The sequence below is a fragment of the Alteribacillus persepolensis genome, assembly GCF_900099605.1.
In the GTDB taxonomy this organism is placed as follows: Bacteria; Bacillota; Bacilli; order Bacillales; family Marinococcaceae; genus Alteribacillus; species Alteribacillus persepolensis.
This window is the reverse complement of record NZ_FNDK01000018.1, coordinates 23,126-48,908: the sequence shown is the minus strand read 5'-3', so window position 1 is coordinate 48,908 and position 25,783 is coordinate 23,126. Positions and strand designations below refer to the sequence as shown.

Annotated in this window: 26 protein-coding genes; 21 read left to right on the top strand and 5 right to left on the bottom strand. The window is 43.1% G+C overall.

Features of this window, described 5'->3' with window-relative positions; translation table 11 throughout:
• Nucleotides 1-432 precede the first annotated feature (432 nt).
• On the bottom strand, nt 433-1,611 hold the full coding sequence (locus tag BLT18_RS13105; RefSeq protein WP_091274883.1) for a TAXI family TRAP transporter solute-binding subunit: 1,179 nt from the start codon (nt 1,609-1,611) through the stop codon (nt 433-435).
• A 158-nt stretch (nt 1,612-1,769) separates the two neighbouring features.
• On the opposite strand from BLT18_RS13105, the gene BLT18_RS13100 reads away from it, so the two are divergent.
• The 9 genes from BLT18_RS13100 to BLT18_RS13055 all read left to right on the top strand — a co-directional run bounded on the left by BLT18_RS13100 (nt 1,770) and on the right by BLT18_RS13055 (nt 8,961).
• Nucleotides 1,770-2,879, top strand: coding sequence for a TDT family transporter (locus BLT18_RS13100; protein ID WP_091274881.1), 1,110 nt, complete (start codon nt 1,770-1,772; stop codon nt 2,877-2,879).
• Nucleotides 2,880-3,025: 146 nt separating this feature from the next.
• Nucleotides 3,026-4,132 carry an AI-2E family transporter gene (locus BLT18_RS13095; protein WP_091274879.1) on the top strand — a complete coding sequence of 369 codons (1,107 nt, stop codon included), beginning with the start codon at nt 3,026-3,028 and terminating at the stop codon, nt 4,130-4,132.
• A 14-nt stretch (nt 4,133-4,146) separates the two neighbouring features.
• Nucleotides 4,147-4,527, top strand: coding sequence for a rhodanese-like domain-containing protein (locus tag BLT18_RS13090; RefSeq protein WP_091274876.1), 381 nt, complete (start codon nt 4,147-4,149; stop codon nt 4,525-4,527).
• A gap of 310 nt (nt 4,528-4,837) precedes the next feature.
• Nucleotides 4,838-4,984 (top strand): lmo0937 family membrane protein, encoded by a 147-nt coding sequence (locus BLT18_RS13085; protein WP_139184738.1) that lies wholly within the window; start codon nt 4,838-4,840, stop codon nt 4,982-4,984.
• A gap of 71 nt (nt 4,985-5,055) precedes the next feature.
• Nucleotides 5,056-5,943 carry a hypothetical protein gene (locus BLT18_RS13080; protein WP_091274872.1) on the top strand — a complete coding sequence of 296 codons (888 nt, stop codon included), beginning with the start codon at nt 5,056-5,058 and terminating at the stop codon, nt 5,941-5,943.
• Between the two features lie 85 nt (nt 5,944-6,028).
• The gene (locus BLT18_RS13075; RefSeq protein ID WP_091274870.1) at nt 6,029-6,340 is read left to right on the top strand and encodes a hypothetical protein; all 312 of its coding nucleotides are present in this window, start codon (nt 6,029-6,031) and stop codon (nt 6,338-6,340) included.
• 451 nt (nt 6,341-6,791) lie between these two features.
• Complete coding sequence (locus BLT18_RS13065; RefSeq protein ID WP_091274866.1) at nt 6,792-7,553, top strand: serine aminopeptidase domain-containing protein; 762 nt, start codon at nt 6,792-6,794, stop codon at nt 7,551-7,553.
• Nucleotides 7,554-7,588: 35 nt separating this feature from the next.
• Entirely contained in the window at nt 7,589-8,431 is an 843-nt protein-coding gene (locus BLT18_RS13060; RefSeq protein ID WP_091274865.1) for a YitT family protein, read from the top strand.
• 59 nt (nt 8,432-8,490) lie between these two features.
• Nucleotides 8,491-8,961: a BsuPI-related putative proteinase inhibitor gene (locus tag BLT18_RS13055; protein WP_175487507.1), complete on the top strand. Its 471-nt coding sequence runs from the start codon at nt 8,491-8,493 to the stop codon at nt 8,959-8,961.
• A gap of 48 nt (nt 8,962-9,009) precedes the next feature.
• Here the strand turns inward: BLT18_RS13055 and BLT18_RS13050 are convergent, their stop codons facing one another.
• Together BLT18_RS13050 and BLT18_RS13045 are read right to left on the bottom strand one after the other, a co-directional pair.
• Nucleotides 9,010-9,315, bottom strand: coding sequence for an AzlD domain-containing protein (locus tag BLT18_RS13050; protein ID WP_091274861.1), 306 nt, complete (start codon nt 9,313-9,315; stop codon nt 9,010-9,012).
• On the bottom strand, nt 9,312-10,052 hold the full coding sequence (locus BLT18_RS13045; RefSeq protein WP_091274858.1) for an AzlC family ABC transporter permease: 741 nt from the start codon (nt 10,050-10,052) through the stop codon (nt 9,312-9,314). The genes BLT18_RS13050 and BLT18_RS13045 overlap by 4 nt, the downstream gene beginning before the upstream one ends.
• A gap of 96 nt (nt 10,053-10,148) precedes the next feature.
• On the opposite strand from BLT18_RS13045, the gene BLT18_RS13040 reads away from it, so the two are divergent.
• Both BLT18_RS13040 and BLT18_RS13035 read left to right on the top strand, forming a co-directional pair.
• Complete coding sequence (locus BLT18_RS13040; protein ID WP_091274857.1) at nt 10,149-10,709, top strand: helix-turn-helix domain-containing protein; 561 nt, start codon at nt 10,149-10,151, stop codon at nt 10,707-10,709.
• Between the two features lie 594 nt (nt 10,710-11,303).
• Complete coding sequence (locus tag BLT18_RS13035) at nt 11,304-12,194, top strand: fructose bisphosphate aldolase (protein ID WP_091274930.1); 891 nt, start codon at nt 11,304-11,306, stop codon at nt 12,192-12,194.
• Nucleotides 12,195-12,372: 178 nt separating this feature from the next.
• Here the strand turns inward: BLT18_RS13035 and BLT18_RS13030 are convergent, their stop codons facing one another.
• Complete coding sequence (locus BLT18_RS13030) at nt 12,373-12,825, bottom strand: GNAT family N-acetyltransferase (protein WP_245705273.1); 453 nt, start codon at nt 12,823-12,825, stop codon at nt 12,373-12,375.
• Between the two features lie 90 nt (nt 12,826-12,915).
• Nucleotides 12,916-13,731 carry a Cof-type HAD-IIB family hydrolase gene (locus tag BLT18_RS13025; protein ID WP_091274853.1) on the bottom strand — a complete coding sequence of 272 codons (816 nt, stop codon included), beginning with the start codon at nt 13,729-13,731 and terminating at the stop codon, nt 12,916-12,918.
• 216 nt (nt 13,732-13,947) lie between these two features.
• On the opposite strand from BLT18_RS13025, the gene ctaG reads away from it, so the two are divergent.
• From ctaG to BLT18_RS12980, 10 genes are all read left to right on the top strand, one after another.
• Entirely contained in the window at nt 13,948-14,877 is a 930-nt protein-coding gene (gene ctaG, locus BLT18_RS13020) for a cytochrome c oxidase assembly factor CtaG (RefSeq protein WP_091274850.1), read from the top strand.
• A gap of 281 nt (nt 14,878-15,158) precedes the next feature.
• The gene (locus tag BLT18_RS13015) at nt 15,159-15,773 is read left to right on the top strand and encodes an SCO family protein (RefSeq protein ID WP_091274848.1); all 615 of its coding nucleotides are present in this window, start codon (nt 15,159-15,161) and stop codon (nt 15,771-15,773) included.
• Nucleotides 15,774-15,852: 79 nt separating this feature from the next.
• The gene (locus BLT18_RS18280) at nt 15,853-16,029 is read left to right on the top strand and encodes a hypothetical protein (protein ID WP_175487506.1); all 177 of its coding nucleotides are present in this window, start codon (nt 15,853-15,855) and stop codon (nt 16,027-16,029) included.
• Nucleotides 16,030-16,038: 9 nt separating this feature from the next.
• Complete coding sequence (locus BLT18_RS13010; RefSeq protein WP_281242361.1) at nt 16,039-16,350, top strand: peroxiredoxin family protein; 312 nt, start codon at nt 16,039-16,041, stop codon at nt 16,348-16,350.
• 842 nt (nt 16,351-17,192) lie between these two features.
• The gene (gene argC / locus BLT18_RS13005; protein WP_091274928.1) at nt 17,193-18,224 is read left to right on the top strand and encodes an N-acetyl-gamma-glutamyl-phosphate reductase; all 1,032 of its coding nucleotides are present in this window, start codon (nt 17,193-17,195) and stop codon (nt 18,222-18,224) included.
• Between the two features lie 24 nt (nt 18,225-18,248).
• Nucleotides 18,249-19,481, top strand: coding sequence for a bifunctional glutamate N-acetyltransferase/amino-acid acetyltransferase ArgJ (gene argJ, locus BLT18_RS13000; protein WP_091274844.1), 1,233 nt, complete (start codon nt 18,249-18,251; stop codon nt 19,479-19,481).
• A 20-nt stretch (nt 19,482-19,501) separates the two neighbouring features.
• Nucleotides 19,502-20,287 carry an acetylglutamate kinase gene (gene argB / locus BLT18_RS12995; RefSeq protein ID WP_245705271.1) on the top strand — a complete coding sequence of 262 codons (786 nt, stop codon included), beginning with the start codon at nt 19,502-19,504 and terminating at the stop codon, nt 20,285-20,287.
• Between the two features lie 19 nt (nt 20,288-20,306).
• Nucleotides 20,307-21,473 (top strand): acetylornithine transaminase, encoded by a 1,167-nt coding sequence (locus BLT18_RS12990; RefSeq protein WP_091274841.1) that lies wholly within the window; start codon nt 20,307-20,309, stop codon nt 21,471-21,473.
• A gap of 38 nt (nt 21,474-21,511) precedes the next feature.
• The gene (locus BLT18_RS12985) at nt 21,512-22,594 is read left to right on the top strand and encodes a carbamoyl phosphate synthase small subunit (RefSeq protein WP_091274838.1); all 1,083 of its coding nucleotides are present in this window, start codon (nt 21,512-21,514) and stop codon (nt 22,592-22,594) included.
• On the top strand, nt 22,587-25,781 hold the full coding sequence (locus BLT18_RS12980; protein WP_091274835.1) for a carbamoyl phosphate synthase large subunit: 3,195 nt from the start codon (nt 22,587-22,589) through the stop codon (nt 25,779-25,781). The genes BLT18_RS12985 and BLT18_RS12980 overlap by 8 nt, the downstream gene beginning before the upstream one ends.
• Nucleotides 25,782-25,783 lie beyond the last annotated feature (2 nt).

Below are 25,783 nucleotides of genomic sequence, written 5' to 3'. Positions count from 1 at the left end.
TAAATAAAAAACGATTTGTCTCTTCTCGTGGTTATGGTGGTGGTACTTTTCTATACTATATTATTTGACAGCAAAAAAAAAAGTCCTGTTTATATGAAATTTTATCCAATAAAGGGGGGAGAGGTTGTCAGCAGGCATTTTTTCGTTAAAAAGAGAGCATCTCATAAATAAACTTCTCCCGAATCTATGTTGATGAGGGTTGTTGGCATCCCTTCGTTTTCCGCGAGAAGAGATCTTATTGCATGGTAAACATAAAGCACTCACGGCGTCCTCTTCAGCTGCTGTGCCCACGAAACTATTTATATGAACAAGCCCCAAGACGTATCATTACCATTCCTATGTATGAGGAAAATACAAGACAAAGCATAAAAAGGCTGTCAAAAAGGGGAAATACCCTTTTTGACAGCCACTTTGTGCGCTATGACAACAAGATTATTCTTCTGATTCCTCCTCAGAAGCTTCTTCATTTCCCGCATCTGTTTCTTCTGTATCTTCTTCTGTGCTGGTATCTTCATCTGTTTCTTCTTCGGCATTATCAGCTTCTTCAGAGGCATCTTCCTCAGCAGCTTCTTCTTCGGAGCCATCATTTGATCCATCAAGAAGTCCTTCTTCTTCAAAGTAACGCTCTGATCCAGGGTGAAGCGGAAGCCCCTCGGAGCCATTTGTGATGTTTTCCATAGTCATAAACTCACTTTGCTGATGAGAGATGCTGTCAGCATTTTCATAAAGCTGCTTCGTAATCTCATAAGCAGTGTCTTCATCGATTTGATCTGTCGACCCAACGAGAATGGCATATGCTGTTACGGTGCTTACAGGCTCATCCAAGAAGTCGTACACATCCGCTTCGATGTCCATTTGTCCGTAATCACTGTTTTCCTCAATATAATCCAAAGCTTCGCCTTCGATTGGTAAAATCACCACATCGCGTTGTGTTGCAAGTTCGTTCACATTACCTGCCGGCAAGCCAAGCAAACCAAAGTTAGCGTCGAGATTGCCGTCTTGCAGACGTCCGGCTGCATCACCAAAGCCTTCTTCGTATGCTTCATAATCGCCTTCCTCTAGACCGTGAGCTTCAAGAATTAACTTAGCTGCAGAGTTTGTGGCACTTCCTGGAGGGCCAAGGTTTACGCTTTTTCCTTCTAGTTCTTCGATAGAAGTAATGCCTGTGCCTTCTGTTGTAACGACTTGCATAACTTCAGGGTAAACATGTCCCATAAATCCAAAGTTATCAATTGTTGTACCATTAAAGTCGCCTTCTCCGTCAAGCGCTTGCAGTGCAGTGAGGTGGACGCTTAGGCCAAACTGCATATCACCGCGGCCAATTTGTGCTAGGTTGTCTACCGAAGCATCGGATGAGACCGCACTAACATCAAAACCTTCAATGTCAACGTTATCATTCAAAACATTCGCAATTTCTTGACCGAGTGGATAGTAAGTACCGCCAGTAGAACCGGTTCCAAGCTGCAATTCTACCATCGACTCATTGGCAGTTTCATCACCACCGCCATCTTCTCCAGCGTCATTGCCGCCATTGTCACCGCCGCCGCAGGCAGCTAGCAGCATACCAAGTGAGAAGAGCATAACGAGCAGTAGAGACCACTGTTTCTTCATTGAGTTTTCCCCCTTATTTCTAGTAATCTGTACATATATCACGTTTTATTTAAGCAGAAAAAAATGGTATTGTCAAAACAATACGGCCGCAATAGCTGACAAATAATTACAATATTATAGGGGCAGCGTAAGGTATTCTATTAAAGAGGGTATGGAGTATGTTGGAGAGTGTCATGTTATTTGGATTCATCTTGAGCGTGAGTCTTTTTTTCTATCAAAAGTATTTGAAAAACGAACAGCTGCCAGCTCCAGCAGGGGCTGCGATTATGGCCATCGGCATTTTTATTTATGGCGGGTTACATGAAGTTCCGTTGTTGTCTCTTTATGGAGAGATTTTAGTGATGGGCTTAGCAGTTATTTGGATATTGTTTGTAACATATATTATGAAAACAGTAAAAGCTCACCGCTTTCGAGAACAGTTTCTTCAAAATCCAGTAGATACGTTTGCTATTGGAACGTGGATTGCAGGAACCTCGATGCTTTTAAATGTCAGTGACCAATATTTTCATGGGCTGTGGCCGCTTTTCTTTTTTATTGGCGGTGCGAATGTGCTTTTGTATTTCTGGTATATGTATCAATGCGCACACAGTTTTTGGCGGATTGTAACGACTTCTGCGAAAAATAATGTGCACGGGGTGCTGCTGCTCGCTACTGTAAGTACACAGTCCATCGCGATTTTGCTAGTGAACATGTATCCAGTTGGCCTGCCAAAGTGGGGGAATGTTCTGTTTATCAGCTTGGGACTGTTGTTTTATGGTGTTAGTGTATGGTTTTTGATACGAAAGTACGTGTTTACCTATGAATGGAACATAGCTGATGACTGGAAAAATACGAATTGCATTGTACACGGGGCACTTTCTATTACAGGTGTTGCGGCGTGGATGACCGAGGCGTATCCAACGAGCGCGATTGTCGTCATTTGGGGTTGTGCGTTTATGAGTTTTATCTTTATTGAGGCAATAGAAGTGTGGCGGGCTTTCCAGCGCTGCAGACGATACGGGATTGTACAAGGGGTATGGCAATACGATGTGTCGCAATGGTCGCGAAACTTCACATTTGGTATGCTTTACTTGTTTACGGCAAGCTTTGCTGCTTTAGAGGAAACAATATTTCAATCAGTGCGCGAAGTTATTCTAAGTGCTGGGCCGTGGGTGCTGCTTGGGTTGTTAATGATGGAAATGATGCTATTTGGAAAAGACACGGTAAAACGAATAAAGCAGGAATCAGCAGATGTTTTACAAAACGATGTGTCTAAACACAGCATGTAGGAAAGCGGAGCTGTCTCATACGCCACCTTCCCCGCTGATCTCAGCCTGTAAATTTCCCATAAGAAAGAAACGCTGCCTAAGCATGTCAGGCTGGCTGGTAAAATATGATATAATAAAACGGTAAATAACAAAGATGTGGTGATGAAATGCCCCGGGGTAAGTTTTTCCAAGTAAGTTATGGGATTATTTTAATATTATTAATAATCTATTTAGGTTCACTCGTTGATTTTATTTTTCAACCAGTGGTCGTGCTTGTATCGACATTATTTGCACCGATTGTCATTGCAGGTGTGCTGTATTATTTGTTCCGCCCGGTTGTCAACGTTTTATCGGAATATTTGCGAATGCCAAGAGGCGTTGCCATTCTCATGCTGTACTTGGCAACAGCGGGCGTGCTTACGCTGCTCGTATTAATTGTCGGGCCAGCACTGCAAAACCAGTTTTTATCACTGGTTGATAACGTTCCAAGTTTAATCAATGAAGCACAGCGAATGATTGTGCAGCTGCAAAATCAAGAGTGGTTTAACCGGTTTATAGATGAATTGGAAGGTTTCTCATGGAGCGAAGTGACAGCTAGAGCGGCAGACTACGTAAATGAGGCGTTGTCTAACTTAGGCAGCAACATCGCAAGCGTGGTCGGGGCGATAACGAGTGTGCTTATGGTGTTGATTATTTTGCCGTTCATCCTGTTTTACATGTTGAAAGAAGGCGAAAAAGCGCCGGAATTTATTTTGCGTTTATTGCCGGCCAAGCAAGAAGAAGAAAGCCGCCGTATTTTAAAAGATATGGACACGGCCCTTAGTTCCTACATTCAAGGACAAATTATTGTCAGCTTTTTCGTAGGGATTTGTGTTTATATTGGTTATGTGATTATTGGATTGGACTATCCGCTTGTTCTAGCAGCTGTTGCCATGTTTACGAATGTAATTCCTTTTATCGGTCCATGGATCGGTACCTTTCCTGGGGTGATTGTCGGTTTGCTTGATTCGCCGTTCATGGCACTGCTTGTTGTTATCGTGGTCGTGATAGTCCAGCAAATTGAAAGCAACTTTATTTCCCCGCAAGTGATGGGAAGAAAGCTGCACATTCATCCGCTGACCATTATTTTATTACTTCTTGTGGCCGGACGCTTTGCCGGTTTGGTTGGATTGCTGCTTGCTGTGCCGACGTATGCGGTGCTGAAAGTATTTGTCAGTCATACGTACCGATTGTTAAAATTAAGAAACAACCCACCGAAAGATGATGGAGTATAAAGGAGAGGAATAGGATGGCATATGATTTGGATGGTATTGAACAAATCGAAAAAGAAGAGTTGAAGCGTATCTATGAAAAGCAGGAAGAAAATCGTCCAATCATTATTGATGTGAGAGAGCCTTCCGAATACGTAGAGGGCCATATTCCAGGGGTGCCGCTGCTGCCGATGAATCAAGTGCCGGAAGTAATTGATGAATTGAACAAAGACGAAAGTTATGTGCTCGTTTGCCGAAGCGGCAGCCGCAGCCACCATACAGCTTTATATTTTAAAGACAACGGTATTGAGAAGGTTAAAAACTTTGCTGGAGGGATGCTTGCTTGGGACAGCACTACCGAGACAGGTATGGAAAATCCAGTCGAAGAAATTGAGCAGTTGTATGAAAATCGTAAATGAAAAAGCAAAGATGTGTGCTCCCCCGAAAGTTAGAGTAGAACACTTGACTTTCGGGGGTATTTTTATAAAGTACATATTTTGATTGTTATTTGAAACATGCTATCCGAAGCGTTCCGTCTGCAGCAGATGCGTTCTAAAGCAGCAGCTTCTACGGTGACAAGGATGGTGGTTGAGCGGGTATTTCAACCACCGTTTTTCTTATGCGCTCAAAAGTTTGATGTCATTATCATAAAAGCTGTGTTGATTAGCAGGAGGATGTGTGGCAGCAAGGGAAATGGTATATACTACGTGTAAAAAAGGAGGAAAGCTTATGCTTTGGACCATTATCGGCATTCTCATTGCGATTTGGCTGATTGGGCTGTTTTTGGAAATCGCTGGGGGGATTATTCACTTTTTGCTTCTCATCGCTTTAGCCATTCTGCTTTACCGTCTTCTTATCGGAAAGAAAAAAACATAGTAAAGACATCTGTGCAATGAGGGGAAATGAGATATAATAGAGAAAAAACGAAAATAGTGGGAGAGGAAACAATGAAGAAAAACGTCATAGCAGTTGTTTGCAGCGGGATGTTAGCAGTTGGACTGTGTCAAAATCACAGTGCCGAGGCAGAAATGTTTTTTCAACAAGAAGCCGAGCAGACAGAAGCAAACGCCTCCACGGAAAGTCAGGAGGATGGGCATGCCTTGTACATAGACGGTCAGCTGCAAACCTACACCGGTCCGCCATTGTTTCATAATGGGTCGTTGTATGTTACGGTGCAGGCCGCTGTACAAGCTTTGAATGAATACATAGAAACAGAAGAAAGTGCTGCTGTCTCTGCTTCGGCGTCCTCGTATGACTGGCTGCGGGAGCAGAACCATATTGACACTATACATAATCGCGATGTTGTTCCGATTGAAGTGTTGCAGCAGCAAGGAATAAAAGCGGAGTGGCTTGATGATCCGGGGCGGCTGCATTTAGAAACCGTTGATCTGCTTCGGGCGGGAGACATAAAAATCGGCGATTCAATGCAGGAAGTAAATCGTCATTATGATGTGGAATGGACGAAAGGATATGGACAAGCCGCTGATTATATTGGTTTTTATGGGGAGAATGTCACATTTGAATATACAGACAGGTTTGGAAAAGAGCGTTCTGGCGACGTGCCGGAAATGCAGGTAGAAGTGATTGATAATACATTAACATATATTATTCTTTCATCCCCTGACTATGAAACAGAGAAAGGCATTCAAGTGGGCGACTCGCTGTTTGATGCAGCACGTGCGTACGGTTCAGAACATATTAAAGAAACGATACTTGGGAAAATAGTACATATTTATCACGTAAATAATGGCTCGGTGTGGTTTATTGCTGATGACGATCGTGATATCGAAAGAATTGCCTTATGGGGCTTTCAGCTTCCTGGTTATGAAAGGTAACCCTTCAAAACAATAGGTTTATTCTCGGAAAAAGAGGGAAAAAGAATAATAGCGCAAGAGAATACTCGTTAGGGGGAAAAGATTTATGAGGAAAAGAAATATTCTGCTGTCATCAGCAGTAGCTGGTGTCGTTGGAACCGCTACATTCTTGCTGCGAGATGAAGAAAAACGTGATCGGCTCAAGCAAGCATCTCAACGTACAATCGCCAAATGGACAGGCACAACAAAAGAAGATGAAGATGAGCGTTTGAATGAAAAAGTTGGACACTCCGAACCGTATGACATTGATGATAACAATATGGTTGCAGAGGGTGCGATGCATTCTGTCCACCATTATAACAAAGCACAAGAAGAGGGAGAAGAGCCCCTTCGGACAAGCATGGAAGAAAGCAAATAAACGCTTGATAAGTAAAAAAACTGTTCCCCCGCTTATTTGAACGGAGGAACAGTTTTTTGTTTGTACTGAGTAGAAAAGCATAAAATCTCAGCGCAGATGAATTCGCGGTGTCGTTAACATGTTGAAGAAATCAGTGTGAATGCAGCCAGACTTTCATCTGCATCTAAAGGCTTGATGCTGGCCCGTTTTTCTTTGTGGACAGGAAAGTTTGCCTTTATGAAGAGTGAAGAAAAAGGAATGTTTCTACTGTATAGAGCTGAAGTTTTTGGTATACCAGCCGAAAAAGCAACAGCATTCTGTACAGAGGAAACGCTGTTAGCAGCGGTTTAAGTGTTTCTGATAAAATAATCGATATTTTTGTCTTTTAAGGGAAACGCCAATCAAGTACAATGAATAAGGATGATATAAATGCATGTGTCCGAAATATTAAATATAGCAAAGGAAGTTGCTTATGTTGACGATTAACGAGGAATTATTCGCTGATATACCGTCTCTTCACGTTTATAAAACAGAAAATCAAGATAAGCCTCTGCCTACAGTGATATTTTGGCATGGTTTTGGAAGTGGAAAGGAACATAACTTGCATGTTGCCTATCGGCTTGCCATGCAGGACATTCGTGTGATTTTGCCAGAGGCTGTGCATCACGGAACACGCGGTACAGGCTTAACAGAGAAACAGGCACAGATGGAGTTTTGGTCGATTGTGGTCAAAAGCGTATCTGAAACAAAAAATATTAAGTCTGCCTTAGAAGAGCAGCAGCTGATTCAAGATGCGCGCTTGTTTGTTGGAGGAACGTCAATGGGAGGCATTTTAACGTGCGGTGCCCTTGCCGCGTATCCGTGGATTAAAGGTGCCGTTGTGTTAATGGGCTGCCCTTCGTGGGAAAAACTGGCACGTGAACAAATAGCTGTACTAAAAGAGCAGGGAGCGCTGCCGATTTCACAAGAAGATATTGAGGCACAAATACAAAAACTGGTGCCTTACGATTTAAGTCAACATGACGCTGCCCTTGACGGACGGCCGTTGTTTTTCTGGCACGGGCGTGATGATGCGGTTGTACCGTATCAATACTCTTACGACTTTTACGAAAAAATGAAACACACATACAGTGACCGCCGCCGTTTTATCTATCATTTGAACCACAGTGCCGGCCACAAAGTGTCACGCACAGGAATGATTGAAATGTGTGATTGGGTGGCAGATTATATTTAACACGCAATCCATGTGGGATAGGGGGTGTCCATCCGATGATTACGAGCAATACCACCTTGACACAAGAAATAAAAAAAGTAGCAGTTATTATAGTCGGTGCTTTCATTATGGCGATTGGTTTGAACTTGTTTTTAATTCCTGCCAATGTACTCGCCAGCGGTGCGACAGGTATCGCCCAGCTTTTTGCAGAGCTGCTGCCATTATCAACCGGGATGCTTTTGTTCTTCATCAATATACCAATTGCCGTGCTCGGTTGGATGCAAGTAGGGAAATTGTTTACGTTTTACAGCTTTTTACACGTCGCTTTGCAAACCTTTTTTCTTGAAACAATACCCGTTCAGCCGCTCTCTGAAGATATATTGTTAAATGGTGTGTTCGGCGGGGTAATTACAGCGGTTGGTGCCGGTACGGCGCTGAAATGGGGTGCTTCCGCTGGCGGACTTGATATTGTCGCGCTTGTATTAGCGCGTGTCAGTGACAGGCCAGTCGGTACATACTTTTTCATTTTAAATGGTATGATCGTGCTTGCTGCTGGTTTACTGTTTGACTGGGAAAGTGCCTTGTACACGCTGGTCTCGCTGTATGTCAGCTCCAGGGTGATTGACACTATCCATACCCGCCACGTCAAAGTAACCGCCTTTATTGTAACGAAAAAACCGGATGAGCTGCGTGATGCCATTCATAAACATATAACAAGAGGGATTACAAGAATGCCGGCCAAAGGTGGGTATGATGCTTCTGACAAAGAAGTATTAATGATTGTCATTACTCGCTATGAGCTGTTTGCGCTGCAGCAAGTCATGGAAGAAGTCGATGAAAACGCCTTTACGAATATAGTCAACACAGCAGGAATTCATGGTCTTTTCCGAAAAGATTAACAATGGTTGTTGGACACCCTATCCACAACATACAGGTAATAGGGAAAGGAGAGACGGTTTTGAAAGGTTTGGGCGCTGCTGTTTTGTTTCTTTTATTCCCATTGCTGACAGCGTGCGCTGCATCGGTTGATCAAAAAGGGGGTGCAGGCAAAGCGAATATGTTGGATAACGTCGCGCTTCATGCCTCAGTGGATGAGGAAGACAAAATCTGGGAATTAGAGCTTGTGAATACGGCTGATAAGCCGCTGCAGCTATCTTTTCGAAGCGGACAGGAGATTGATGTGGTGATAAGAAAAGATAAAGCATCTGCTCCTGTTTACCAATATGCGGCTGAGCATATGTTTTCACAGGCGCTGAAACAAGTAACGATAGATCCAGCTTCTTCAAAGACATGGGACGGAGATATTTCTCATGTACCACTTGCCAATGGAACGTATACAGCCGTATTTAAAGTGGTGGCGGATGCCGTCAACGGTGAAAAACTCAAATCCCCTTTACAAACAACAACATCATTTATTGTAGACGAATGAAAAAGAGACGGCTTTCGGTGAGAGGATAGAAAGCCGTCCTCATATTGTTTAAAAAAGGGGAGTCAGTACGGTTAAGATGAGAATAGAACCGATAACAACAAAAATGAGATTTCCCCCAAGAAAAGAAATTGTAAATGCAATAATGACTCCCGTAAGTCCAAAGAAGATGTTCTCATGCACGAACAGGACGCCGGGAAAAATAAGCGCACCTAATGCCGCATAAGGAACATTTTTCAGCACACCTTCCAGTCGAGAAGGTATTTTTTTCGCATTTAAAAAAACAAGCGGGAGTACGCGGGGGATATAAGTAACAATGGCCATTCCAACAATAATCAACAGAAGTTCTGTGCTCATTGTGCATTCACCTCTTTGTCTACATCTGCTGGTGTCTTTTTGGTATGATGAGGTTCAATCCATTCAATCACAACGGAAGCAATTAAAGTTGCTGAAATGATAGCCCATCCTTCTGCCATTATAAGCGTGAAGATACTATTTACTACAGCAGCCAGTGCAGCGAGAAAGAATATTTTCCGATGTTTTTTTACAGATGGAGCAAGCAGTGCGATAAACAACGCATAGAGCGCGAATGTTAAACTTTGCTGCAGGACTGATGGAAGCAGTTGTCCGACAGCATGCCCAACGCCGGAAAATACAACCCAGCTTGCGTAGGAAATAAGAAATACGCCATATACATAGCCCGTTGAGACATGCCCGTCTTTGGTAGATGTGACCGCAAATACTTCATCCGTTAAACCAAACGCATATCCTGCTTTTTTTAAAGGATGGTCGGGAAGAGCTTTTTCGTTTAAAGAAGCACTCATTAAAAAGTGGCGTATATTAACGATGAACGTTGTAAAGATGATTTCTAAAGCACCGGTGCCGGCAGCAATTAAGCTTAAAGCCATATATTGTGCTGCTCCGGCAAATACAAGCAAGCTCATGACCAGTGCTTCCTGCAGTAAAAGACCGGTTGTCTGTGCGAGAAAACCAAACGTAATGGCTGCTGGAAAATAGCCGAGTGCAATAGAAACACCATCTTTCATGCCATGGATGAAAGAATGGTTCGGTGCGGCTGTTAGTGCTGCTTTCATGTAGCTGTCTCCTTTTCCCAAAAAATGTTGTTCGTCGATGACATAGTATAGTATACTAATTGTATGTTATAACATACAAACTTTCAAGGTGATGTTGTGGAAAAAGAACAGTTAACAGCACATATCGGCAGTCGTTTGCGAGAAATACGAAAACATCAAGGCTTGAGCTTAGAAGAAGCAGCCAAAGCAACTGGTATTAGTAAGCCCATGCTTGGACAAATTGAACGAGGCGAATCCAATCCAACGGTAGGGACACTTTGGAAAATTGCCAATGGATTACATGTTCCATTTACATCGTTTATCGAAACCCCCCGCCCTTCTGCTAAAAAAGTTATGGCTGACGACTTAGAAGTGTTGGAAGGTGATCATGGCGGTTTTTTAGTGAAGCCTATTTTTTCAAAAGATCAATACACACCATTTGAAGCGTTTTATGTAGATATTACACCGTGGAAGGCTTATTATTCCAAAGCGCATCCAGACGGAGTGGAAGAATATTTATTTTTGCAAGAAGGCACGTTAGAAGTAAGAATTGGCGGTGATTGTTTTACGCTGCACAAAGGAGATGCCCTCCGTTTTGAAGCAGATAAAGACCACGTGTATGAAAATATTGGCAGTAACACTGCCCGATTTACGATGATAATCTATTATCGGCGCTAGCAAAGCGAGAAACATGAAAGACGCATATAAAAGAAATGTATCATTGTTCGTTCAGCTTCGCGGTCATATTGGCCGGGGCTCAACGATGTCGAAATACCATGTTACAATAACTGCATAGAGAATATTTCTGTTGCCATGGTGCAGCCAAATGTTCAGCTGCCTGTGTGAAGAGAACAGGAATTTGCAATAATGAAGAGCAGTGATGAAAAAAGGGGGATTTTTTATACGGATAGAAACAAATAATACGTGAGCATGGATGTATCATCGAATTCGTCAGCATGTGGAAAACGCCGTATACAGGCAGTGGGGAAACTGCTTGCGCGGGCAGCATAAGCGCTGGCTGAAATGTTCTAATAAAAGAAAAAAAGGAAGTACATAACCCTTGATGGGAGCTCTGTCTTGCAGAACAACTAACAGGTGCTTAGATGAGAATAGACAGCAGCAAAAGCATGGTACAGAAACATGGATTGTCTTTCCTGGATAGAGGCAGCATCTAGAAATAGGTGTCATGTAAAAATCACCTGTTTTAAAGATGGCTAAATAATGAGAAGATAATAGATGGATGTTTTTGAATATGAAAAGAAGGTGAAACACATGAATAGCAATCATTTTGAAAAAATGAAAAACGGAAAAGGATTTATCGCAGCACTTGACCAAAGCGGTGGAAGTACTCCAAAAGCATTAGCAGCTTACGGCATTACCGAAGATGCTTACAACAGTGAAGATGAAATGTTTGACCTCGTGCATGAGATGAGAACAAGGATTATTACGTCTCCTGCTTTCAGTTCTGAACGAATTCTTGGTGCCATTTTGTTCGAACAGACAATGGATCGTGAAATCGATGGACAATATACCGCCGATTATCTGGCTGGTAAAGGGATTGTGCCGTTTTTAAAAGTCGATAAAGGGCTGGCAGAAAAGGAAAATGGCGTGCAGCTCATGAAACCAATCCATGACTTGGATGAGACTTTGCGCCGTGCTAACGAACGGAATATTTTCGGCACGAAAATGCGCTCTGTTATCCATGAGCCGAATGAAGACGGAATTAAAGAAGTGGCAGATCAGCAATTTGACATCGGTAAACGCATTATTGAAGCCGGCTTAATTCCAATTATTGAACCAGAAGTAAATATTCACAATGAAAACAAAGAAAAATCCGAAGAACTGTTAAAAGCGGAGATAGCGAAGCACTTAGATAAACTGTCCGAAAATGAAAATGTGATGTTAAAGCTTACTATTCCAACAAAGGCTGATTTGTATAAAGAATTGGCAGAGCATCCGCGTGTCGTTCGTGTCGTTGCGTTATCCGGCGGTTATTCCCGTGAAGAAGCCAATGAAAAGCTGAAAAAGAACAACGGCCTCATTGCAAGTTTCTCCCGCGCACTCACCGCTGAGTTAAACGTTGAGCAATCGGATGAAGAGTTCAACAAGACATTGCAGGAAGCAGTAGACACCATTTACGATGCTTCTGTAAACAAAGAATAAAAAGAAATAAAAACGCCTGCTCCTCGACTGGCTCATGGTTAAGCGCAGTGAGGGCAGGCACTTTTTTAGCTCTGTAAAATATGTTGGGGGTATCATTATCTTCCCCCCTCTCTAGCTGGAAGGCTCTTCAGCTGTCTGACATGCTTGTTGTATAAGATGCGTACATAAAGCTCATTGTTTAGAAGCGAAATCCGTAACGTTTGGATACGACATCATAAAAGCCGAGGGAGTTGTATAATGCTTTTGTCGCTGCATTGCTGATGCCGGTTTCTAGTTCAATGCCTTTAATGCCATGGTTTTCTGCCCAATAAATAATTTTTAAAAGCAATTTCTTTGCAATGCCCTGGTTGCGGTATTCTTTATGTACATATAAGTCGTTGAGCCAAATATAGTAACCGCCTTTATCTAAGCTGATTCCTAAATTTAAAAAAGCAGCTCCAAGAATGGTATTCTCATACTCGGCTACAAAAATATGGGCACAGGAGTTTTCAGTTAACGTCAGGTTAATGGCTTCCATCAGCAGCTCATAAGCATTATCTTTGCCAATGGATTCCATCTGTCCCATAAGAAGATCAGCCACTTTTTCACGTGTTTGTTGATCAGCATCTTTTGGTATTTCATAAATTTTCAATGCAACGGCCTCCTTTATACGTGAAAGGTAACGGATATGAAACACCTTCATCGTATCATAGTCTGCGACTGGTGTTTGTATTTATTTTTGTTAGACAGAACCTAAGTTTAATTTCTTTTCTAAGAACAGGGCAATACCATCTTCTTCATTGGCAGCAGTTACCTCATCTGCAGCTTGTTTTGCTTCATTCGATGCATTGTCCATTGCCACGCCAATACCAGCTTGTTTCAGCATTTCCAGATCGTTGTCTTCATCACCAAAAGCAATAATATCATCCATTGTCACACCACAGTATGCAGCGGTTTTTTGCAGGCCGGCGGCTTTGTTGTTGCCGGTTTTAATGATTTCTATTAAATGATAAGGTGCGCCCCATGAACGTTGTTCCACAGCAGTGGCATGACGGCCGGAAATCAGATCCCGCAGTGCTTTAGCATTATGCAAAGACGGATAGACAAGCAGTGATGTCGGAGCGGTTTGCAGCACGTGCTGAAGTCCTCCGTGTGCTGCGGGTTTTACACTTAAAGAAAGCAAATCAATGAATGTTTCATCATAGTTGTCTAAAAAGACATCGTCCAGCACTTCTGCCATAATATTTTGTACATCAAATGCCTGGCACGTTTCAATGATGGTTTTGGCGGTTTCTAAATCAAGCGGTGTGTGGTGCACGTCAAAGGAGGAATCACCAGGGTGATGCACATAAGCACCGTTAAAGTTCACAATCGGGGTATCAAGCCCTAATTGCTGATAATACATTTTGCTGGCCCGGTATGGCCGGCCAGTGGCTATTGCTATCTGATGGCCTTGTTCTTTTGCTTTTTGCAGGGTTTTATATGTGCGCGTAGAGATTGTTTTGTCATCTTTTAGCAGCGTACCGTCTAAGTCCAGCACAATTAAATGTTTACGCATAGGTTGGTTCCTCCACTCTTTGTCTATAATAGAGAATATGATTTGTTCATCAGATTGTTAAAAAAGTATCAATAAATGGCAGAAGCAAATAGCTAACATCGAAAAGAAAATATGCTATATTGAAAATAGTGCAGAATACAATATTTATTTTACTGTAGTTGAAAACGAAATGAAAGCGCGCGGTATGCTTTAGCTAGAAAGGAGGGGCAGCCGCACATGGGTGAATTTTTTCAGACTTTTTCTTTTCGGGCATTATGGACTCCTGAATTGATGATTGTCCTAGCAGTAGTGGCCTATATATATTATTGGGTGACAGTAAAACAACGCCACCGTTTTATTGGGGCGGAAAACATACCAGCCAAACAAAAATGGTATTTCGTTTTCGCTTTACTTGCGCTGTACCTTGGCTGGGGAAGCCCTCTGTACATCGCCGGACATTCGATATTAACGCTGCATATGACGCAAATGGTATTTGCCTATTTTGTTGCAGTACCACTCTTTATTCTGTCGATTCCCGTTTGGGTGTTACAAACGTGGATGCACAAATGGAAGAAAAAGGCCTATATTACTTATCGAATGGTGATGAGTCCTGTTTTAGGGCTGATTGCGTTTAATGGGTTATTTTCCATTTATCATATCCCGTCAGTATTTGATTATGTGATGCAGCAGCCGGTGCTGCACAGCGTGTATCAAGCAGCTTTGTTTGCTTCGGCTTGGCTGATGTGGTGGCATATGCTTGCACCGCTTCCATCGCAAGAATTAACCGATTTCCGTCGCATCATTTATATTTTTGGAAATGGTATTTTAATTACTCCTGCTTGTGCTCTTATTATATTTGCCGGAAGCCCGCTTTATGAAACATATACCAATCCTGCTGTCTGGGCAAACGTGATGGCTTACTGCCTGCCGCCTGGGGCAGATCTTCCACCTCAGTTATTAAACACGGCCGGCGGCGGATTTTCGTTTTTAGATCCGCACCCCGACCAGCAGCTAGCAGGTGTTACGATGAAGATTGCACAAGAGTTTGTTTACGTTTCAACGATTGGCTTTGTTTTTAAACAGTGGTTAACAAAAGAGAAAATGCAGGATGGCGAGCTGACTATCAGCGACATCCCGGCACATGCTGATCAGGCAAAACAACGGTAGGAGCAAAAAGCCGTTTTCTACAGAGCGTTCTGAAATATAAATGCCGGGCATTGTCATGGCTGGTACAAGCGCCTGCTCGCTCGAGGCTCCTTCATTCCGGCCATGGAAAGCCAAAGGTCAGCTTTTCATGTGCCTGCCCTCCAGGACTTGTCGCGGGTTCTCAGGATGGGAATCAGTTCGGCGTTGTCACAGGATGTGACGCTCTTAGCCGAACGTCCTTCTTTCAAGGCGCTTGCGCTTTTCTTTACATACGCAAGAATTATTTCGGTAAGGGAGATAGTATGAGAAAATATAATTCGATGTTTGTTGTTGCAGCTGTCTGCCTGTTGCTTAGTGGGTGTGCCTGGTTGTATGAGACAGGTCAATCAGCGGAAAACGGGACGGATTTAACCGATGCCAAGTTACAAGTGCCTTCGTTTTCTTTTACAAATCAAGATGAAGAAGTGGTGACAAAAGAAGACTTACAAGGACAATATTGGCTGGCAGATATGATCTTTACCCGCTGTCCCGATGTCTGTGGGTTAATGACACCAAATATGGTAAATGTGCAGGAAGAGATTAATAAAGAAGATCTAAATGTGCAATTTGTGTCGTTTAGCGTCGATCCGGAATTTGATACGCCGGATCGTTTGAAGAACTATGGTGAAAATTATGGCGCTGACTTTGACAACTGGCATTTTTTGACCGGTTACAGCGATGAAGAGATACAAACATTGTCACAAGAGGCATTCAGCAGTCCCGTTGAAAAAGTGCCCGAACAGAACAATGTGATTCATTCTACCAAATTTTTTCTCATTGACCCTGATGGAAACGTGATTCGAAGCTACGACGGATTAGAGAATGATATTGCCCCATTGGCAGAAGATATGAAACAATTAGCCAGCTCGTCTTCATAAAAAGAATTCGCACTGGCTGTTAAAAATTGATAGACTTGTTATGTTATAGAATCTGCATGAAAAAGGAGGGGAGACAGCTATGAAGCGGATGAAGAAAGCACTCCTCATCGTTATTGTCGCCCTGACAGCAGCGGTATTGGCAGCTTGCGGCGGGGAAGAAGAAGATATGACGCTTCAAAATGAAGAATGGGAAGAAATCAGCATTTCTGGAAAAGACAAGCCAACGGTATTTTTTCACTTTACAGGAGTTGGCTGACAGCATTGTATTTCGCAGCTGGTTCAGCTGCAGCAGAATTTAGAGCTTTTTGAAGGTATGGATGCTGATATATATGCACTAAGCAATGATTCTCCGGAAGAACATAAACACCTAAAAGAAGAACTAGGCTTTACGTTTCCATTTTTATCAGATGCTTCGATGGACGTGATTGAAAAAGCAGATATGAAAGGTGAATCCTCATCGGTGCGAGGATATTCAGTGTTTGATGAAAATGGGGAGCTGATTGCATCCGAGGAGAACGACTTCTGGGGAGAGGAAATCGAACAAACAGCTGAAAAAATAAAACAAGCATTAGAATAAAAGAGTGTGCTAGAAGAGCTGTTCCATAAGTTGGGACAGCTCTATTTTTTTAAAAAGATAAGAAAGTATAAGAGTTTAGCGTTTTCATGGTCCAGAAAAAGGCCTGCTCGCTCAGGCGCACACGACGTGGATAGGTTCACCGTAGGCGAACGTCCTCTTTCACGCTGCTTGCGCTTTTCTGTGAAAAGTGTTCGAGAGAGTGGGTGTTCCTTTCCATTTCTTTGAAAACGGGAGAAAAGACGAGATACAAAAAGGTGATAAACGCTTACATCGTTTTTGTTTTCGTTTTCATGAATGGTTTTTCGTTTTGAGTATGAAAAAAAAACGGTTCATACTAAGGATACACTCACTGCAAAGGATGGATAATCATGAAAAAGCTTTTCTTTCATCTGTTTGATATTATTGACGAAGCCGTTGAGCTGAAAAAACAAGTGGATAAAAGATTAGAAGAGAATAGCAAATAACGATAACAAGATAGATGATGGTGTTACGGTATAGGCATGGTGCTCATAAGCACCGTGCTTTTTTGTGTATGTATTATCTTTCATACAAGCGGACAGGGTGGTTTTTTTATACAGATTAACGCGTAAACAGGGAATCCATCCGCTCTATTGGCTGTTTAGCAGGCTGTTTCCGGTTTGCAAATAAATGTATATAAATGCATGCGTACGTATAGAAACACCAAATTAGGCGGATTTGTTCATATCCTATTAAATAAAGGCGTAAATAGAAAAAACAAAGGAAAGCAAAAAAAATATAAAAATACAGTTGCATTAATATATATTCACACTTATAATAAACATCAACAGAAAATGTATAAAGATAAAACGAGGTGCAAGTTTATGAAAATTGCAATTGTCGGAGCTACGGGATATGGCGGTATTGAATTAATTCGATTGCTGCACAATCACCCTAACGTTGAAAAAATCACTGTTTTTTCTTCTTCACAGGAAGGAAAAACGATGGCAGAAAGCTATCCGCACGTTCAAGATATTGTAGATGAGACATTAGAAGATATTAATCCAGAGTACTTACAACAACACGATGCCGTATTTTTATCTACCCCTCCCGGCGTGTCGGCGGAACTCACCGGGCAAATAGCAGAGAAGACAAAGGTAATTGATTTATCTGGGGATCTTCGCTTGAAAAGCGGCAGTATATACGAAAAATGGTACGGACGAAAAGCAGCAGATGCTTCATTGTTAGACAAAGCAGTTTACGGGTTGACAGAGTGGAACAGAGAAGCGGTTGAATCAACGACAATTTTATCCAATCCGGGCTGTTATCCGACCGCTGTTCTGCTAGGGTTGGCGCCGCTTACCCAAGCGGGGGCGATTGATGCAAACAACGTCATCATTGACGCTAAGTCGGGTACAACAGGAGCAGGTCGTTCGCTTAGTGCTATCACTCATTTCAGTGAAATGAATGACAATTTCAAAGTTTACAAGGTAAATGAGCATAAACACACCCCAGAAATTGAACAGGAGTTAAGCCGCTGGATGCAGGCAGATGCTGCGGTTACTTTTACACCGCACCTTGTACCAATGACACGAGGAATTATGGCAACGATGTATGCGCCGTTAGAAAAGAATTGGACAGAAAATGACGTGAAAAAGCTGTATCAAAACGCTTACCATGATCAAGCGTTTGTCCGTTTAAGAAACAGCGGAACGTATCCATGTACAAAAGAAGTCTACGGAACGAATTACTGTGATATCGGCATAACGGTAGATGAGAGGACAAACCGCGCAACGATTGTGTCGGTTATTGATAACTTAGTCAAAGGAGCTTCAGGCCAAGCCATTCAAAACATGAATGTGATGTTTGGCTTTGACGAAACAGCCGGTCTTAATATCGTGCCGGTATATCCATAATAAATAAACAGGGGAGAGAGAAGCATGAGCACTTTACAAAGTACAGAAGACATCGTCGAAGTGAACGGAGGAAGCATTATTACACCGTATGGTTTTACGGCAGCGGGCGTGCATACAAAGGTGAAACGAAAAAGGAAAGACCTTGGTGCTATTCTTTGTGATGTGCCTGCTTCAAGTGCAGCTGTATACACATTAAATAAAATTCAAGCAGCTCCCCTGCAGGTAACCAAAGAAAGCATCGCCGAAGAAGGCAAATTGCGCGCTATTGTCGTCAACAGTGGAAATGCTAATTCATGTACTGGCGAAGCAGGGCTGATGGATGCTTATAAGATGAGAGAATCAGCAGCGTCGGTGTTTGATGTACCGGACCATCAAATAGCTGTTACATCAACAGGAGTGATTGGTGAACGGCTGAACATGGAAAAAATCCTTCCAGGTATGCAGGAGTTAAAGCCAATGCCTACTTTTAAGGATGCTGATTTGTTTAATGAAGCGATTATGACCACTGACAAAGTGAAAAAACATGCGTGCTACCAAACGACGATTAATGGAAAGCGTGTCACGTTTGGCGGAACAGCAAAAGGTTCTGGAATGATCAATCCGAACATGGCAACCATGTTAAGCTTTGTTACAACCGATGCTGACATAGAGCCAGAATATTTGCAGACGGCTTTACATGAAGTGACCGATAAAACATTTAACCGCATTACGGTAGATGGCGACACATCCACAAACGATATGGTTGTCGTTATGGCAAGCGGCCACGCGGCAAATGAGCCGCTGCACCCAAATCATCCCGAATGGCATAAGTTTATTAATGCTTTGCAGCTGACATGTGAAGACTTGGCTAAAAAGATCGCCCGGGACGGAGAAGGTGCCACAAAACTTGTGGAAGTAAATGTCTTTGGTGCAGCAACGGATGAAGAAGCAGGGCAAGCTGCTAAGCAGATTGTCGGCTCAGACTTAGTAAAAACAGCGATTTACGGAACGGATGCAAACTGGGGACGTATCATTGTTGCCCTTGGTTACAGCGAAGTAGAACTAAACCCAGAAAACATTGATATTTCCCTTGGTTCCATCCAAACATTAAAAAACAGCACACCGGTTGATTTTTCTGAAGAAGAAGCAAAAGCTTATCTGGAACAAGATGATATTACCATTAATGTTGATTTGCATATCGGAGAAGGCAAAGGCAAAGCGTGGGGTTGTGATCTCACTTATGAATATGTGCGGATTAATGCGGGATACCGTACGTAAAACGATAAAAGAGAGGGACGATGGCAATGGACGGCATTGTAGTGATTAAATGCGGAGGTTCTACTGTAGAGGAACTCTCAGCTGACTTTTTCCAAAGCATCGCCGCTATGAAAGACATGGGAAAGCATCCGATTATCGTCCATGGCGGCGGTCCTGCTATCAACGACATGTTAGTCACCATGCAGATTAAACCAGAGTTTGTTGATGGCTTACGAAAAACGACTGCCGAAGTATTAGAAACAGCTGAACTTGTGCTAAGCGGAAAAGTCAACAAAAAAATCGTTACAGCTTTTCAAGATACTTCTAAAACAGCAATTGGTTTATCGGGAGTAGACGGTGATCTCATCAAAGCATCACCATTGAATCTTGATACGCTCGGTTACGTCGGCAACGTAGAAGATGTTAACCAAACATTGCTGCTGCATATTGTAAAAACCGGTTCTATACCGGTAATCGCACCAATTGCAAGCGACATAAACGGCGGAAAATTAAACGTCAATGCTGATGTAGCTGCCGCAGCAGTGGCACAAGCCATGCAAGCAGAGGAGTTAATGTTTGTCACAGACGTGGATGGTGTCATGATTGATGGAAACATGCAAGAAACATTGACAGTCAGTGATATCGACAAGCTCGTCAACGATGGAACCATATACGGCGGCATGATTCCAAAAGTAAGAGCAGCAGCTGACAGTTTAACTGATAAGTTAGAAAAAGTAACCATTGCTAATGGAAACGGCAAAAACAGACATGAAAATGGAACGTTGAAAGGAACAACGATTATTAAAGAAAAACGTGCTGTTCATTAAATGAAGGAGGAACCGGAAAATGAATACAACAAACTCTATCAAAACAGATGAATTGCTTTTCCCGACTTACAAAAAATGGAACATCGCATTTGAGCAGGCTTCCGGTTCAACCATTACCGACCAAACAGGGAAAACGTACATTGACATGATGGCAGGTATTGGCGTGGTCAATTTAGGCCATGGTCATCCAGCCGTACTTGAAGCTGTGGAAAAACAACTCCAGAAAGGCTGGCATGCGTCAAACTTTTTTCACTACGAAGGGCAGGAACAAACGGCAAAACAATTAACCTCTCATTCGTGCGCAGATCTAGTGTTTTTTGCAAACAGCGGAGCAGAAGCCAACGAAGCAGCGATTAAGCTGGCGAGAAAACATACGGGGAAAAAGAAAATCATCAGCTTTCTCCAGTCTTTTCACGGGCGGACATTCGGAACAATGGCAGCGACTGGCCAAGAAAGTATTCATCAAGGGTTCGGACCCATGCTGGAAGGATTTGAGTACGTTCCGTATAACGACGTGAAGGCACTGGAGAACGCTATCGATGATGAAACGGCGGCTGTTATGCTGGAGCCGGTTCAAGGAGAGGGCGGCGTTATTCCTGCCGATGATTCTTTTTTACAAGCAGCGGAGACGCTCGCCGAAAATGCAGGAGCCCTGCTGATTTGTGATGAAATTCAAACGGGCCTTGGCCGAACGGGAGCATTTTTTGCTCATCAACTAAGCGGTATCGAACCAGATATTATTACAACAGCAAAGGCACTGGGCAACGGTTTTCCAACAGGAGCGGTAATCGGAAAAGCCCATCTAAAAGACGCGTTTGGGCCAGGAAGCCACGGCACGACATTTGGCGGAAATCCACTTGCTATGGCAGCGGCTTCTGCGACACTTGACACATTAATAAACGAAAACTGGAGCCAAAAAGCAAAAGACAAGGGAGAAGCACTGCTGAAAGAATTACAAGAGCGCCTTGCCTCAGCTGAAGTTGTCAAAGAAGTTCGCGGGAAAGGCATGATGGTCGGAATAGAATTGAATGAACCAGCAGCCAACACTATTGGAAAACTGCAAGAAAAAGGCGTGCTGGTGCTGGCAGCGGGGCCAAACGTACTCCGGCTTCTGCCGCCGCTGACAATCGATTGGGAAATGCTGAAAGAAGCAACCGCATTAATAGAAGAGACGTTAAAACGTTGAAGAAATACACCTGGGAGACTATGAGGAGGAACAAACATATGAAGGGATATATCAAGCTAGAAAGCGGAGAAGTATTCGAAGGAACGATGGTTTCTGACAATCAGGAAGAAATCTATGGCGAAATTGTATTTTTCACTGGTATGACCGGATATCAAGAAGTAATGACTGATCCTTCGTTTCACGGGCAAATCGTCGTGTTTACGTATCCCCTGATCGGAAATTATGGCTGGAACGAGCACGACTATGAAAGCATAAAACCGCAGCCGGCAGGTATGGTAGTCAGTGAAGCCGCATCTGATGTGTTTCACTACGAAGCGAAGCAGACCATCGAAGAAGCAGCCAAAAAAGCGGGAGTGCCGATAATCAAAGGAGCAGACACTCGGGCCATTGTCAAAAGCATTCGTGAAAAAGGGGACATGGGTGCTGTGATGACAACATCTGCTGAAAATACAGATGTTCGTGCGTATCAGCCAATTGGTGAACAAATGCTGATTGATAAAGTGGCGGTGTCAGCGCCTGTAACTTTTGGTGATGGAGAACAGCATATCGCTTTGCTCGACTTTGGCTACAAACAATCAATGGTTCGAAGCCTTGTGAAAAAAGGCTGTAAAGTTACGGTTGTTCCGTTTAATACTCCAATGGAAGAGATTGAAGCACTTGAGCCGGATGGATTGTTATTCTCCAACGGACCAGGCAACCCTAAGCAGCTGCAAGAGTGGCTTCCTCATTACAAGCAGCTTGCACAAACGTACCCATCTTTAGGGATTTGCCTTGGCCATCAGCTGCTCGCGCTTGCCTTTGGCGGTGACACAGAGAAGCTTCGTTTCGGCCATCGCGGAGCGAATCAGCCGGTACAAGATAAACAGACCAAGAAAGTATTTATGACATCTCAAAACCACAGTTACGTTGTAAAAGAAGACAGTCTGCCAGATGGAGAGTTTTCGGTACAATATATCAATATTAATGACGGGTCTGTCGAAGGTCTCTCACACTCGAAGCACGATATTACGACCGTACAGTTCCACCCAGAAGCACATCCAGGACCGGCAGACAGCGAAGAAATCTTTGATCAATTCCTTCAACACCTTAAGAAAAAGGGGAGAGAGAAAACCTATGCCTAAACAAACAGACATCAACAAAGTACTCGTCATTGGGTCCGGGCCAATTATTATCGGGCAGGCAGCAGAATTTGATTACTCCGGTACACAAGCATGCCTTGCACTTCGAGAAGAAGGAATGGAAGTTGTTTTAATCAATAATAATCCTGCAACGGTAATGACGGACGAAGCCTGTGCAGATAAAGTATATTTTGAACCATTAACAGTAGAATCGGTAGAAAAAGTCATCCAAAAAGAAAAGCCAGATGGTCTGCTTGCCACGTTGGGCGGGCAAACGGGCTTAAACTTAGCGTTTGCTTTGGATGAACAAGACATTTTATCCAAATATGGCGTTACGCTGCTTGGCACGCCAATTGAATCAATCAAACAAGGGGAAGACCGGGAATTGTTCCGCTCGTTAATGCAAGAGATCGGCGAGCCTGTTCCGGAAAGTGAAATCGTAGAAAAAGAAGAAGAAGCACTGGAATTTGCAGCCAAAACCGGCTACCCTATTATTATTCGTCCCGCTTATACATTAGGCGGCGGCGGTGGCGGTATCGCTCATAACGAAGAGGAGCTGCGCTATATTGTAACGGGCGGCCTAGACGCAAGTCCAATCAGCCAGTGCTTGGTGGAAAAAAGTATTGCCGGTTTTAAAGAAGTAGAATATGAAGTGATGCGGGATGAAAATGATACGTGTATCACTGTCTGCAACATGGAAAACATTGATCCGGTAGGGGTGCACACAGGGGATTCGATTGTTGTGGCTCCATCGCAGACGTTAACAGATGTAGAATACCAAATGTTACGTGCCGCATCCCTAAAAGTGATTCGAGCGCTTGGCATTGTCGGCGGCTGCAACATTCAATTTGCGCTTGACCCACACAGCAAGCAATATTACTTAATTGAAGTAAATCCACGTGTCAGCCGTTCCTCGGCACTTGCGTCCAAAGCGACTGGCTATCCTATTGCCCGTATGGCAGCTAAGCTCAGTGTAGGGTATCACTTGCATGAATTGTTAAACCCTGTAACAGGCCATACGTATGCAAGTTTTGAGCCGGCGCTTGACTACGTTGTCGTGAAATTTCCACGCTGGCCGTTTGATAAATTTGTGCATGCCAAACGCACACTTGGCACACAAATGAAAGCAACGGGTGAAGTCATGGCTATAGAGCGTAACCTGGAATCAGCTCTGCAAAAAGCTGTACGTTCGCTGGAAATAAAAACAGACGGCTTAGCACTGCCTGAACTAGTCGGTCACACAGTTTCTGCATTGTATAAACGTCTGGACAACCAAGACGACCAGCGCTTTTTTGTGCTGATGGAATTGTTAAGAAAAGGAGAAACTGCACAGGCGCTTCATGACAAAACGGAAATTGACTTGTTCTTTTTACAATCATTTGAAAAGCTCGTCCGCCTAGAAGAAGCGATTAAAAGCACGACGTGGAAAAATGTCACACAAGAACAGCTTATGCAGTGGAAAAAAACTGGCTTTACGGATAAATGGATGGCCAAACAATGGGAAACAGAAGCACTGTCTGTTTACCAACAGCGAAAAGAATGGGGAATCGTGCCGTCTTATCACATGGTAGATACATGTGCTGCAGAGTTTACTGCTGAAACACCATATTATTACTCCAGCTGGTATCAGCACAGTGACGGCAGCGAAGAAAAGAGCACGAAACCGAAAATTTTAATCCTTGGTTCTGGACCAATCCGTATCGGGCAGGGGATTGAATTTGACTACTGTTCCGTGCACGGTGCGATGGAAGTACAAAAAGCAGGCTATGAAGCTGTTATTATGAACAATAACCCTGAAACGGTTAGTACTGATTTTGAAATGGCCGATCACTTATATTTTGAACCATTAACGAGTGAAGACGTCCTGCATGTGGCTGATGCAGAAAACGTAGAAGCTGTTATTGTGCAGCTGGGAGGGCAAACAGGTATTTCGCTTACTGATGAGCTCGAAAAAGCAGGCTTAAATGTACTTGGTACCTCTTCGGATACGATAGATGCACTAGAAGACCGCGGTCGTTTTTATGAGTTTATGAATAAAGTGGGCGTTCCGCATATTCCAGGAGTGACTGGTTACAACAAAGATGATGTGATTGAAAAAGCCAAACAAATCGGTTTTCCAGTACTATTGCGTCCATCTTATGTTATTGGCGGCCAAGGAATGGCGATTCACACGAGTGAAGAAGAACTCACCAGCTATTTAACAGAAATGAAACACAATGTAGAGTATCCGATTTTAATCGATGCATTTATTCCAGGCAAAGAGCTTGAAGTAGATGTTTTAACCGATGGACATGATATTTATATTCCTGGTATCTTTGAACATGTTGAACCAGCCGGTGTTCACTCGGGCGATTCGATTGCGGTAACGCCGCCATTTTCGGTGCAGGATACAACGAAAGAATTGCTCGTTCAATACGCACAAAACATTGCGAGAGGCATGAATTTTAAAGGGATATTTAATATTCAATTTGTGTATGAAGATAATACGCTCTACGTAATTGAAATTAACCCAAGAGCGTCGAGAACAGTGCCGATTTTCTCCAAAGTAACCGGTACGCATCTTATTGAAGGCGCCGTTCATATGCTGCTTGGCAAGTCTGTAAAAGACTGGGCGGATGGAAAATCCGGTCTTGTGGAAGAAACACCGTACTACACCGTCAAGGCACCGGTGTTCTCAAACGATAAACTTGCTGGAATTGATCCGCTGCTAGAAGCAGAAATGAAGTCTACCGGTGAATTGATTAGTATCGCACAAGACAAAGAAGAAGCATTCCAAAAAGCTTTTGCTTGGTCAGAAACGCAAATTCCGCTTCTCTTTAAAGAGACTGGACGTATCTTTTGCGATATCCATCACAGCCAGCTGGATGATGCTGCTTCGTCTCTAAAGCAGTTAGAAAATCTCGGCTATACGCTCGTCTCTGATGACAATGAATGGGATACGGCTCATGAAAACATGTCATATGAGAACTGGGTAGAAAAAGAAGATGCGGTAGCCTATATCAGCTTTCCAAAGACTGGCTACTCCACTGGAGCAAAGCGTCGTCAAGAAGCATTAAAACAAAGAAAGACAGTTGTTACAAACACCAAAACATTAGAAATTATGCTGGAAGCAATGACTGGAGAAAGAAAAGAACCAAAAGCGATTGAAGAATGGCTGAAGCAGGCGGTGACAGCTGAAGAAGGAGTGTAAGC

What these genes read in the sequence shown, in the direction of transcription:
- BLT18_RS13105 (WP_091274883.1), bottom strand. Translation starts at nt 1,611, where the DNA reads ATGAAGAAACAGTGGTCTCTACTGCTCGTTATGCTCTTCTCACTTGGT.
- BLT18_RS13100 (WP_091274881.1), top strand. Translation starts at nt 1,770, where the DNA reads ATGTTGGAGAGTGTCATGTTATTTGGATTCATCTTGAGCGTGAGTCTT.
- BLT18_RS13095 (WP_091274879.1), top strand. Translation starts at nt 3,026, where the DNA reads ATGCCCCGGGGTAAGTTTTTCCAAGTAAGTTATGGGATTATTTTAATA.
- BLT18_RS13090 (WP_091274876.1), top strand. Translation starts at nt 4,147, where the DNA reads ATGGCATATGATTTGGATGGTATTGAACAAATCGAAAAAGAAGAGTTG.
- BLT18_RS13085 (WP_139184738.1), top strand. Translation starts at nt 4,838, where the DNA reads ATGCTTTGGACCATTATCGGCATTCTCATTGCGATTTGGCTGATTGGG.
- BLT18_RS13080 (WP_091274872.1), top strand. Translation starts at nt 5,056, where the DNA reads ATGAAGAAAAACGTCATAGCAGTTGTTTGCAGCGGGATGTTAGCAGTT.
- BLT18_RS13075 (WP_091274870.1), top strand. Translation starts at nt 6,029, where the DNA reads ATGAGGAAAAGAAATATTCTGCTGTCATCAGCAGTAGCTGGTGTCGTT.
- BLT18_RS13065 (WP_091274866.1), top strand. Translation starts at nt 6,792, where the DNA reads ATGTTGACGATTAACGAGGAATTATTCGCTGATATACCGTCTCTTCAC.
- BLT18_RS13060 (WP_091274865.1), top strand. Translation starts at nt 7,589, where the DNA reads ATGATTACGAGCAATACCACCTTGACACAAGAAATAAAAAAAGTAGCA.
- BLT18_RS13050 (WP_091274861.1), bottom strand. Translation starts at nt 9,315, where the DNA reads ATGAGCACAGAACTTCTGTTGATTATTGTTGGAATGGCCATTGTTACT.
- BLT18_RS13045 (WP_091274858.1), bottom strand. Translation starts at nt 10,052, where the DNA reads ATGAAAGCAGCACTAACAGCCGCACCGAACCATTCTTTCATCCATGGC.
- BLT18_RS13035 (WP_091274930.1), top strand. Translation starts at nt 11,304, where the DNA reads ATGAATAGCAATCATTTTGAAAAAATGAAAAACGGAAAAGGATTTATC.
- BLT18_RS13025 (WP_091274853.1), bottom strand. Translation starts at nt 13,731, where the DNA reads ATGCGTAAACATTTAATTGTGCTGGACTTAGACGGTACGCTGCTAAAA.
- ctaG (WP_091274850.1), top strand. Translation starts at nt 13,948, where the DNA reads ATGGGTGAATTTTTTCAGACTTTTTCTTTTCGGGCATTATGGACTCCT.
- BLT18_RS13015 (WP_091274848.1), top strand. Translation starts at nt 15,159, where the DNA reads ATGAGAAAATATAATTCGATGTTTGTTGTTGCAGCTGTCTGCCTGTTG.
- BLT18_RS18280 (WP_175487506.1), top strand. Translation starts at nt 15,853, where the DNA reads ATGAAGCGGATGAAGAAAGCACTCCTCATCGTTATTGTCGCCCTGACA.
- argC (WP_091274928.1), top strand. Translation starts at nt 17,193, where the DNA reads ATGAAAATTGCAATTGTCGGAGCTACGGGATATGGCGGTATTGAATTA.
- argJ (WP_091274844.1), top strand. Translation starts at nt 18,249, where the DNA reads ATGAGCACTTTACAAAGTACAGAAGACATCGTCGAAGTGAACGGAGGA.
- argB (WP_245705271.1), top strand. Translation starts at nt 19,502, where the DNA reads ATGGCAATGGACGGCATTGTAGTGATTAAATGCGGAGGTTCTACTGTA.
- BLT18_RS12990 (WP_091274841.1), top strand. Translation starts at nt 20,307, where the DNA reads ATGAATACAACAAACTCTATCAAAACAGATGAATTGCTTTTCCCGACT.
- BLT18_RS12985 (WP_091274838.1), top strand. Translation starts at nt 21,512, where the DNA reads ATGAAGGGATATATCAAGCTAGAAAGCGGAGAAGTATTCGAAGGAACG.
- BLT18_RS12980 (WP_091274835.1), top strand. Translation starts at nt 22,587, where the DNA reads ATGCCTAAACAAACAGACATCAACAAAGTACTCGTCATTGGGTCCGGG.